An 11,339-nucleotide genomic window follows, 5' to 3' on the forward strand; every position below is an offset into this window, starting at 1 on the left:
GAAAAGGAGGTTTGTTAATGACTTACATTGTTCAACCTGGTGATACTTTATGGGCAATTGCAGCTCGTTTTGGTACGACACCCCAAGCCATTATGCAAGCAAATGGGTTAACTGACCCTAATTTACTTTATGTTGGTCAAAGATTAATCATTCCTGTTTCCACCCCAACACCAACTCCATATCCACCACAACCAAGAGATTTAATTAGAAGAGTAGAAAGACTAGAACGTAGGGTTGAGAGATTAGAACATAGAGTTGAACGTTTAGAAAGACCAAGAACCCGTACTGAAGAAAAAGAATAACACCATTTAAGAACCCTAACATTCTCCCAAGGGTTCTTATTTTTTTTAAATTACAATACATATTTTAGATAGACATCTGCAAAAATCTAGTAAAAAAGATAAAAGAGAGTAATATTTCTCTTTTCCTTGGCAATAATAAAAGCTAAGGAAGGAGGGAATTTAAAATGACTAGACTTTCATTGATTCTAGTAATCATTGGTGCATTAAATTGGCTACTTGTTGGACTATTTCAATTTGATCTTGTTGCTAGCTTATTTGGTGGCCAAGATGCATGGCTTAGTAGAGTGATTTATACACTCATTGGAATTGCTGGTATCTATTCTATTTCATTATTATTTAGAGAACGTACACATGTTTAAAGGTACAATTTTTCACATTGAATCACGCCCAAGTAACCCCTTGGGCTTTTTCTTTCTTTACATTGATCGGCAATATAACAGATTGGGTTATTGTACCAAGGCTTCATAATCTTTTTGCTGGGACTATGGGTGTCTTAACAAAATGTTGAAATAACAAAAAAAACTTTACATCTTTTTCATTTATTGTTATTATTTAAATATATTAAACTTATTAGTATGTAAATATTGTTTAAGGAGGATTTTAAAATGGAAGAACGTAATGGAGTTGTTACTTTTGCTGGTAAACCAGCGACTTTATTAGGACCAGAAATAAAGGTTGGAGATCAAGCACCTGATTTTACTGTGGTGGATAATGGATTGAATGCTAAAACATTAAAGGACTTTGAGGGAGTTAAATTGATTAGCGTTGTTCCTTCATTAGATACACCTGTCTGCGATGCACAAACAAGACGCTTCAATGAAGAGGCCGCCAAATTAAATGCGACTGTTTTAACGATTAGTGCAGACCTACCATTTGCTCAAAAACGTTGGTGTGGGGCAGCAGGAATCGATAAAGTTGTGACCTTGTCTGATTACCAAACCATGTCTTTCGGTTCTGCATACGGTACTTATCTTAAAGATTTACGTTTGGAAGCTCGCGCAATTTTTGTCGTCAATTCTAAAAATGAAGTTACTTATGTTGAATATGTAAAAGAGGTTACTGATCATCCAGATTATGAAAAAGCGATTGAAGCAGTGAAAGCTGCTCAGTAAAGTTGACTTATTCAGATTTGAAGAAAACCAAGGGCCATATCTATTTGAGATATAGCCCTTTTTTATTAAGCAATTTTAAATTGGTTGATCAATTCCCGCAATTCTTCTGCCATATAAGAAAGTGACTCAATTGATGAACGTACCTCTTCCATTGAAGCATTTTGTTCTTCAGATGCTGCAGCTACTGTTTGGGTAAAACTTGCATTTCCTTCAATTCCTTTTTTCATTTCTTCTATTGCTGAAATCACCTTAGTTACATATTGTTCCATTCCCTTTGCCGCATTCAATGTGCTATCACTTGTCGACGCAACATGCTGAATCGATGTTAAGATTTCTTCAAAAGCAATATTTACTTTCTCGACAGCAAGAATTCCTTCTTTTACTTCATCATTTCCTTTTGTCATCGATTGAACTACTTTGGTCGTATCTTCTTTGATCTCTATAATCATCCCTGCAATATTTTTTGCTGCATTTCCGGATTGTTCGGCAAGCTTTCTTACTTCATCTGCCACAACAGCAAACCCTCTTCCATGCTCCCCTGCTCTTGCTGCTTCAATGGCAGCATTTAATGCTAATAGGTTTGTTTGATCTGCGATATTGGTAATGAGATCGACGATTTCGTTAATCTTTTGTGAGCGTTCATTTAATCTTGTTACCACGTTCACTGATTGATCTACTGTTTTTCCAATTCCATTCATTTGCTTAATTGTTTCTCTTAGCATATTCATTCCGTTATTTGCTAATGTAGATGTTTTTGCTGCACCTGTGCTTGCATCATTCGCGTTTTCAGTAATATGTACAATTCCTTGTTGGAATTGATCAATAAATTCAGCGGTTTCTTGAACATTGACCACCTGAGTATCTGAATTGGCGGCCATCTCTTGCATGGTGAGTGAGATTTGCTCAGTCGATTGTGTGGTTTGTTCTGTGCTTGCTGCTAATTCTACAGAGGTAGACGCTACTTGTTCGGCATGAACTTGAATTTTTGCTACCATTTGTTTTAATTGTTCTTGTAAATATTCAAATGTACGAACTAAATGGCCGATCTCATCATTATTTTTAATATTGGGTATTTGTTGAGTTAGATCTCCATCTGCCATCAGGCTTGCATGTTTATCTAATAATTTAACTGGAGTAGATATCATTCTGGCAAAAACAATTGCAATGGCAACCGCTAATAAAATGGTAATTAAGGTTGTAATTAATACCAATTGTCTAATGTGATTGACTTTATCGTTATCTATTTGTTGCTGTTCAAAGATTCCCTGTTTAATAATCTCCACATTATTCATCATTTTGTCTGCTAAGGTTTCTGCCATTTTTTTGTCCATTAATGAGACAAATTCTCTAATATCATCTTGTCGAGCAGCCTCAATCATTAGTTTTTCAATTTCATTATAATTTGTATAAATGATCTGTAGTTTTTTAAATTCTCTTTGGTCGGCTTCTGTCCTTAGCTTTGTTACTAATTCATTCAACTTCTTGTGGTTCTCTGTTTTTAATTTTTCAATTTGATCAATTAATCTTTCATCTTTTGTCAGTCCTAGTTTTTGAATGTAAGATAATTCCCTTATAATATTTGATTCTAATTCTTGGGCTTCTATCATTGTGTTCATGTCATTTTGAACAATATCTTCATAGCTTTTTTGGATCTGTATCATTTGATATAATGCAAAAAGACTTACAAAAGCCATCAGTACGACTACTGTTAAGAAGCTAACTAGTATTTTTGCTTTGACTGAGATAAATCGCGTTTTCTTACTTTTAGTCTCAATATTTTTTTTAGACCCGTTTTTGTTTAATAATTTACTTGACATTAGCTTGTTAAATCTTTCTTTTAGCTTTAAGTTTGGTAGACTAAATAATTTTTTTCTCACGCCCTGTCCTCCCTTATGTCTTCATCTCTATTCTCTTTTAATTTCCAAAATTATCTTTAAAAAAATTAAATTCTACATATTTTTACAAAATCCTCTTTTAGAGAACCTATAAGAAAAGTTTTGTATATTCCATCGCGCTCCGTCATCCGTGCCCTTCTATGAATAAAGATTACGGAGAGAAGGGCACTTCTGAAGGTCGCAGCTTATGGAATATACAAACCCTTAAATGACAAGTGGAAGAAAGTTATACTTTCTTATTTTTTTAAAAAGAAAAACCTACGAGGTAAAAACCTCATAGGTTCTTATAATAAAGATGTAATTAGTTTAATTTGTTAAGAAACGTTTAAATGAATAAATAGTGGTTTGACGGTTTAGATCAGCAATGGATGTGGTTAAAGGAATACCTTTTGGACATGACTGAACACAGTTTTGTGAGTTACCACAATCGGTAATTCCTCCTTCTCCCATAATAGCCTCTAAACGTTCCTCTGCATTCATTGCTCCAGTTGGATGGGCATTAAATAGTCGAACTTGATTGATCGGGGCTGGACCAATAAATGGTGAATGACTATTTACGTTTGGACATGCCTCTAAACAAACCCCACAAGTCATGCACTTAGATAATTCATATGCCCATTGTCTTGTTTTTTCTGGCATCCTGGGTCCTGGCCCTAAATCATAGGTACCATCAATCGGAATCCATGCTTTTACACGTTTTAACGCATCAAACATCCGACTTCTGTCAATCATCAGGTCGCGAATGATTGGGAAAGTGCTCATCGGCTGTAAGCGAATTGGTTGTTCTAATTGATCGATTAAGGCACTACAAGATTGTCTTGGCTTACCATTAATCACCATAGAACAAGCTCCACATACCTCTTCTAAGCAGTTCATTTCCCAAACAACTGGGGTCGTTTTTTCCCCCTTAGCATTCACTGGGTTCTTTTGTATTTCCATTAAAACACTAATCACGTTCATGTTAGGTCGATAAGGAACTCTAAATTCTTCTGTATAGGATGGTTTATCTGGCCCATCCTGACGAGTGATAATTAGATGAATTGTTTTTTCACTCATTTCATTGTCTCCTCCTTCGATACAGCATAGTTTCGTAGTCTAGGCTTGATCAAAGAGACATCTACTGGTTCATAATCAAAAACAGGACCATCAGGAGTATACTTGGCCTTGGTTGTTTTTAGCCAATCTTCATCATTACGATCTGGGAAATCTGGCTTATAATGTGCTCCACGACTTTCATTACGGTTATAAGCTCCCATCGTAATCGCTTGAGCTAAAACAAGCATACCTTCTAACTGACGAGTAAATGTAGTTGCTTGGTTACTCCATTTTGCAGCGTCATCAATATTAATTTTCTTGTAGCGTTCCATCAATTCTAATAATTTCTCATTTGTTTTGAGTAAGCGGTCATTATAACGTACAACGGTTACATTATCAGTCATCCATTTTCCTAACTCTTCATGAAGCTTGTAAGGATTTTCATTTCCTTTTAGATTTAAGATATCGTTATATTTCTGCTCTTCTAGTTTCTTCTGATCTTCAAAGTATTGTTTGGAAACATCGGCAGCAGATTTTTTCAACCCTTTAATATATTGAACCATTTTTGGACCTGTAATCATACCACTATAGATGGCAGATAATAATGAGTTAGCTCCTAAACGGTTTGCTCCATGATATTGGTAATCTACTTCACCAGCTGCAAATAATCCAGGAATATTAGTCATATGATCGTAATCAACCCATAAACCACCCATTGAATAATGAACGGCTGGGAAAATCTTCATCGGTACTTTTCTTGGATCATCCCCAACAAATTTTTCATAGATTTCTAGAATACCACCTAGTTTAATATCTAATTCTTTAGGATCTTTATGAGATAAATCAAGGTAAACTTTATTTTCTCCATCCACACCTAAACCTAAGTCGACTACAACGTGGAAAATTTCACGCGTCGCAATATCACGTGGTACAAGGTTACCATATGCAGGATATTTTTCCTCTAGGAAATACCATGGCTTTCCATCTTTATATGTCCAAACACGTCCGCCTTCACCACGAGCTGACTCGGACATGAGTCGATTTTTATCATCCCCTGGTATCGCTGTAGGGTGAATTTGAATAAATTCTGGGTTTCCATAAATCGCTCCCTGTCTATATACTGCACTAGTTGCGTAACCAGTGTTAATAACAGAGTTTGTCGATTTTCCAAAGATCATCCCAAGACCGCCAGTAGCTAGAAGGACGGCATCAGCAGCAAAGGTATGAATCTCCATGCTTCTTAAATCTTGTGCTACAATTCCTCTTGCTCTTCCTTCATCATCTAAAACAACAGAGAGGAATTCCCAATGTTCATATTTAGTAACTAAGCCTGCAACTTCCCAACGGCGAACCTGTTCATCTGTTGCATAGAGAAGCTGTTGACCTGTTGTTGCACCAGCAAATGCAGTACGATGGTGTTGTGTTCCACCAAAACGACGGAAATCAAGTAAACCTTCAGGTGTTCTGTTAAACATAACTCCCATACGATCAAATAAATGAATAATTCCAGGAGCTGCCTCAGCCATCGCTTTAACTGGGGGTTGGTTTGCTAAAAAGTCCCCACCATAAACCGTATCATCAAAGTGAACCCAAGGTGAGTCTCCTTCACCTTTTGTATTTACTGCACCATTGATACCACCCTGCGCACAAACAGAATGAGAGCGCTTAACTGGTACTAATGAAAATAAATCAACGTGTACACCTGCTTCAGCAGCTTTGACGGTAGCCATCAAGCCTGCTAATCCTCCACCAACTACAATGATCCTTTGACTACTACTCATGTTCTCGCTCCCCCTTTACCCTAAATTTACTTGTTCGACGTATACTGGATTGACAAAAGCAAATAATGCGGAAACAGCGATAATCGATACTGCTACGAAAACAACCATCCAAACATATGAAGAAATTCTTTGTGCACGTGGTCCAATCGTAATACCCCAGCTTACCAAGAATGACCACATACCATTGGCAAAATGGAATACTGCTGAAATCACTCCAACCAAATAAAAGACAAAAGCCCAATTATTTTTAAGAATGTTAGCCATTAATTCATAATTTAATTCTGCGCCAAGTGCCATTTGAACACGGGTTTCCCATACATGCCAACCAACAAAGATAAGAGTGACAATCCCTGTCATTCTTTGTAAGAAGAACATTACATTTCGGAAATATCCATAATTGTTTACATTATGTTTTGCTTGGAAAGCCACATAAAGTCCATAAATCGCATGGTATAAAAGTGGTAAAAAGATCAATACCCATTCTAGTACTGCCAAGTAGGGCAAACTTTCCATAAAACCAGCTGCACTATTGAAGGCTTCAGGACCCTTGGTTGCTTGATAATTCACCGTTAAATGAATCAACAAAAATACACCTACAGGAATGATTCCTAATAAAGAGTGCAATTTGCGATTAAAATAATGCGTTGTTGCCATAATATCACTTTCCCCCCTTTTAAAATGAAAGAAGACATTTAAAACACCCTAGACCTTACCTTAACCTATAACCTTACCCCCTTTTTTTCATTTAACAATCTATTCCCTCTTTAGTTTCAAAGGTGAAACCAAAAAAATGAAAATTTTTTGACATTTTCATTGTACGCCTTCATTTTTAAAAGCGTCAAGAATAAGTAGAGTTAGATTAATTGTTTATTTTCCACAAAAAACTGGTTATATCGGCTTTTATTCGCTTTTTTAGAAAATTTGAGAAAAATTATATAAAGTCTTTGTTCAATCATGTACAAGTTTTAATCTTCTTAATATTTATTCTTTAGAAATATGATAATTCCTTCAATATAAAAAAATATTTTATTATTCAGAAAATAGTAGAAATGTATATTACATCGAGCTCCGTCATCCATGCCTTTCTATGAAGAAAATGGAACAAATGAAAATCCCTCTTGTAAAAAGAGGGATAAAGAATTGGTATGTTCTATTCATGATCTAATTCAAAAGAACGATGTAATTCTTGTACTCCAGAAATAGCATACTCCTTAGGAACAAGGCAGGAAACCTTAATCTCAGATGTGGTTACCATTTTGATCGGGATATCTGCATTGCTTAAGACCTCAAACATTTTAGCTGCAACTCCAGGGTTAGATATCATCCCAGCCCCCACGATCGAAACCTTTGCTAAATGATCCTCATGACTAATCGTTGTACAGGATTCCACATAACGTTCCAGAATAGCTAACGTATGTTGTAAATCACTGCTTGTGATAGAAAAAGAAACATTGATTTTGTCTTCCCCATAATCACTTGTAACAATCATATCTACATTGACTTTTTCTTTTGCCAAGGTAGAGAATAGATCAGACAAAGCATTGATTTTGTTTTCTAAGCCAATGACCTGTACACGGGCAACATTCATGTCATAGGCTACACCTGTTACTACCTTTACATGTTCCATACCATGTTCCTCCTTTATTACAGTTCCTTCAACCTGAACCAAGCTGGACCTTACAACCAAATGAACACCAAATTTTTTCGCGTTTTCTACTGCTCTAGGATGCAAAACCACTGCACCTAGATTTGCTAATTCAAGCATTTCATCGAAACTAACTTCTTTTAGCTTTTTAGCCTTAGGTTCTATTCTGGGATCTGTTGTATAAACCCCATCTACATCTGTATAGATTTCACATAGATCAGCCTTCAATGCAGCTGCTAATGCAACAGCACTTGTGTCAGATCCACCTCTACCTAAGGTCGTAATTTCCCCTTCCTCACTCACCCCTTGGAAACCTGCAACGATAACAATCTTATCATTTTTTAGCTCTTGTACTATTCTCTCGGATGATATATCTGTAATCCTTGCCTTACTGTGAACTGATTCTGTCTTTACTCCTGCTTGCCAGCCTGTAAAGGAAATTGCTGAAAAACCTATTTCTTGCAAAGCCATTGCTAACAAGGATATTGAGACTTGTTCTCCAGTTGTCAATAACATATCAAGTTCTCTTGAAGACGGTGTAGACGTGATTTGGTGAGCCATGTCTAGAAGGTCATCAGTGGAATCTCCCATCGCTGAAACAACCACAACTACCTGATTTCCCTGTTCTTTCGTTTTCGTAACAATCTTTGCAACGTTTTTGATTCGGTCAATTGTACCTACTGATGTGCCACCAAACTTTTGAACCACGATCCCCATTTTCTCCACCCTTTCCAACATATTGCGATGTTCTTCTAGTTTCGCAGAATTGTACAAAGTACAATTTAATATAAAAAAACAACAGGAAATAGACTCCTGTTGTGAATCACAACATAAAAGTTTCCCCACCCCCAAATAGTCAAGATAGTTCTCCATAGTTAAATTTGGGATCATTTAACTATGACAGTCCTACACTTGTTCAATGTAGACCCAGCTCTACTTCCTGCGAAGAAATAGGCTTCGGCGAAAGTCCCTTTTATCTTTTTTCATCAGATTCGCTTCCTCTAAAAGATGACTCTTGAATTTCGCGCCCCTACCCCACTTTAACTAAATATGATTATAGTGAGGTATACTATTAAATTTTGAAGTTATTATATCATACGGTAAAGAAATGTAAACCCTTATTCTTCAGTATTTATTGCTTCCAAAATCGTTTTAGCTAATTTATCGCCAATTCCAATTTTGCGAAATTCCTCAACAGGAGCTTCTTTCATATTCTTTATTGAGCTAAAGTGTTTTAATAATAATTTTTTCCGCTTTTCACCAACACCTGGAACCTGATCTAATTGCGAAGCAAACACCGTTTTTTTATGGGTTTGACGGTGGAACGTAATCGCAAATCGATGAACTTCATCTTGAATTCGTTGTAATAAATAAAATTCCGGACTATTTCTTTCCATAGATACTGGAACAGGTGGATCACCCATTAACAATACTGCTGTTTTATGTCGTTCATCTTTTTTAAGCCCAGCTACTGGAATAAATAAACCAAGCTCATTTTCTAGTACATCAACTGCAGCATTAATTTGCAATTTTCCGCCATCAACGATGACCAAGTCTGGTAGATTTAAACCTTCTTTTAACACTCTTGTGTAACGACGCCTTATCACCTCTTGCATCGTATGGTAATCATCTGGTCCTTCAACCGTTTTTATCTTAAATTTTCGATAACTCGATTTATCAGGCTTACCATCAATAAATACAACCATAGCGGATACAGGGTCGACACCTTGAATATTGGAATTATCAAAAGCCTCAATACGATGTGGAGTTGCAATCCCTAAACTTTTACCTAAAAGTTCAATGGCTAGACTTGTTTTAGATATATTTTTTTCTTCCATTTTAAACTTCTCTTCTAAAGCAATTCTCGCATTTTCAATCGCCATTTCTACTAATTTTCTTTTTTGACCTCGTTTTGGTTGTTGGATCTTAATTTGTAACCATTCTTCTAACAATTCTTTGTCTAATGATTCTGGCAACAAAATTTCTTTAGGCAATACAGGATTTTCAAAGTAAAACTGTGTAACAAAGGACATAAAATCTTCTTCTGGTACTCCATAATAAGGGAAAATAGAAACATCCCGTTCAATCAGATTTCCTTGCCTCATAAAAAAAACTTGAACACACATCCAACCTTTATCTATATAAAAACCAAAAATGTCTCGATTGACACGATCATTTAAACTAATCACTTGTTTGGACATAATTGCTTCAATATCATTGATTTGATCTCTATATTCTTTTGCGCGTTCGAACTCTAAATTTTCAGCCGCTTTCTCCATTTTTTGCTGAAGTTCTTTTTTTAGTTCTTTATAATCCCCTTGCAAGAAACGGATAATTTTTCGGGTCATTTCTTCATAAGTAGAATGCTCCACCTTAAATTCACACGGAGCCACACATTGACCTAAATGATAATATAGACAAACCCGATCTTTTAGTGTTTTACATTTTCTTAACGGGTATATTTTATCTAAAAGCCTCTTAACCTGCTGTGCAGCACCGGCATTAGGATAAGGGCCAAAATATTTTGCTTTATCATTTAATACTTTGCGTGTCACTTCTAAACGCGGATGTTCGTCATTCGTTAATTTAATATAGGGATAAGTTTTGTCGTCCTTTAACATGATATTGTATTTAGGGCGATATTTTTTGATTAAATGGTTCTCTAAGATTAATGCCTCAATCGCTGAATCAGTGATAATATATTCAAAGTCTACAATATCATTAACCAGCCTTTGGGTTTTTGCATCATGACTCCCAGTAAAATAAGAACGCACACGATTTTTTAATACTTTTGCTTTTCCAACATAGATAACTTGTCCATGATTATTCTTCATTAAATAACAACCTGGTTTATCAGGAAGCAATGTTAATTTTTCCTTGATGTGATCCAATCTTTTTCACCTACCAAATATGGATTAAGTTCTCCCTTCAAGTTCGACAAGTTTATTTTAATACTAACCTATTTTAACGAAGTGTGACTAGAATAAAAATGTTTATAAAACTTGTATGCATATAATAAGATCAGACTTCTTTCAAGAAATCCAATGACGACTTCAATCATCGCTAAAGTAATATAGACTTTCATTCGGCTTGCTTTATCGAATATCTGGAGGTTCATTGTTTCCCTAATATATTCTTTACATAATAGAGAAATCCCTCTATTTTTACTTATCACTAAAAATCAAAAACCCCCTAAAAATTTAGGGGGTTCTACATATTTTAGCTATTATAGATGTTTGCTAATGGTTGCCATTAATTGTTCTTTTGGTTGAAAACCTACAATTTTTTCTACTGGTTTACCATTTTGGAATAACAATAATGTTGGGATTCCCATAATGCCATATTTTGCAGCAGAGGATGGGTTATCATCAACATTTAATTTCGCAATGGTAAGCTTATTTCCAATTTCCTGATCAATTTCTTCTAATACAGGTGCGATCATTTTACATGGGCCACACCATGGTGCCCAGAAATCTACAAGCACTGTGCCTGTGCTTTCTACATCAGTTGCAAAAGATTGATCAGTTACATGAACAATTGCCATTTTAAAAATCCTCCTTCTTCCTCAA

11 protein-coding genes and 1 riboswitch are annotated in these 11,339 nt (G+C 35.7%); of the genes, 3 read left to right on the forward strand and 8 right to left on the reverse strand.

Going from position 1 to position 11,339, the window contains the following annotated elements:
* Positions 1–17: 17 nt before the first annotated feature.
* From BEN26_RS04430 to tpx, 3 genes are all read left to right on the forward strand, one after another.
* The gene (locus tag BEN26_RS04430) at positions 18–302 is read left to right on the forward strand and encodes a LysM peptidoglycan-binding domain-containing protein (RefSeq protein WP_069797372.1); all 285 of its coding nucleotides are present in this window, start codon (positions 18–20) and stop codon (positions 300–302) included.
* Between the two features lie 164 nt (positions 303–466).
* Entirely contained in the window at positions 467–661 is a 195-nt protein-coding gene (locus tag BEN26_RS04435; RefSeq protein WP_068722986.1) for a DUF378 domain-containing protein, read from the forward strand.
* A 246-nt stretch (positions 662–907) separates the two neighbouring features.
* Positions 908–1,414 (forward strand): thiol peroxidase, encoded by a 507-nt coding sequence (gene tpx, locus BEN26_RS04440; protein ID WP_069797374.1) that lies wholly within the window; start codon positions 908–910, stop codon positions 1,412–1,414.
* A 65-nt stretch (positions 1,415–1,479) separates the two neighbouring features.
* On the opposite strand, the gene BEN26_RS04445 is transcribed toward tpx, so the two are convergent.
* The 8 genes from BEN26_RS04445 to trxA all read right to left on the reverse strand — a co-directional run bounded on the left by BEN26_RS04445 (position 1,480) and on the right by trxA (position 11,314).
* Complete coding sequence (locus tag BEN26_RS04445) at positions 1,480–3,291, reverse strand: methyl-accepting chemotaxis protein (protein WP_069797376.1); 1,812 nt, start codon at positions 3,289–3,291, stop codon at positions 1,480–1,482.
* Positions 3,292–3,615: 324 nt separating this feature from the next.
* Positions 3,616–4,365: a succinate dehydrogenase iron-sulfur subunit gene (gene sdhB, locus BEN26_RS04450; protein ID WP_069797378.1), complete on the reverse strand. Its 750-nt coding sequence runs from the start codon at positions 4,363–4,365 to the stop codon at positions 3,616–3,618.
* Positions 4,362–6,125: a succinate dehydrogenase flavoprotein subunit gene (gene sdhA / locus BEN26_RS04455; RefSeq protein WP_069797380.1), complete on the reverse strand. Its 1,764-nt coding sequence runs from the start codon at positions 6,123–6,125 to the stop codon at positions 4,362–4,364. Before sdhA ends, sdhB begins: the two co-directional genes overlap by 4 nt.
* Positions 6,126–6,140: 15 nt before the next feature.
* Positions 6,141–6,782, reverse strand: coding sequence for a succinate dehydrogenase cytochrome b558 subunit (locus BEN26_RS04460; RefSeq protein ID WP_399167980.1), 642 nt, complete (start codon positions 6,780–6,782; stop codon positions 6,141–6,143).
* A gap of 493 nt (positions 6,783–7,275) precedes the next feature.
* The gene (locus BEN26_RS04465; protein WP_069797384.1) at positions 7,276–8,487 is read right to left on the reverse strand and encodes an aspartate kinase; all 1,212 of its coding nucleotides are present in this window, start codon (positions 8,485–8,487) and stop codon (positions 7,276–7,278) included.
* A 137-nt stretch (positions 8,488–8,624) separates the two neighbouring features.
* A riboswitch (Lysine riboswitch) is annotated at positions 8,625–8,811 on the reverse strand.
* 77 nt (positions 8,812–8,888) lie between these two features.
* Complete coding sequence (gene uvrC, locus BEN26_RS04470) at positions 8,889–10,661, reverse strand: excinuclease ABC subunit UvrC (RefSeq protein ID WP_082732328.1); 1,773 nt, start codon at positions 10,659–10,661, stop codon at positions 8,889–8,891.
* A 68-nt stretch (positions 10,662–10,729) separates the two neighbouring features.
* The gene (locus BEN26_RS04475; RefSeq protein WP_069797386.1) at positions 10,730–10,945 is read right to left on the reverse strand and encodes a hypothetical protein; all 216 of its coding nucleotides are present in this window, start codon (positions 10,943–10,945) and stop codon (positions 10,730–10,732) included.
* A gap of 51 nt (positions 10,946–10,996) precedes the next feature.
* Complete coding sequence (gene trxA / locus BEN26_RS04480; protein WP_068722929.1) at positions 10,997–11,314, reverse strand: thioredoxin; 318 nt, start codon at positions 11,312–11,314, stop codon at positions 10,997–10,999.
* Positions 11,315–11,339: the final 25 nt, after the last annotated feature.

This window comes from Tepidibacillus sp. HK-1, assembly GCF_001748485.2.
Taxonomy (GTDB): domain Bacteria; phylum Bacillota; class Bacilli; order Tepidibacillales; family Tepidibacillaceae; genus Tepidibacillus_B; species Tepidibacillus_B infernus.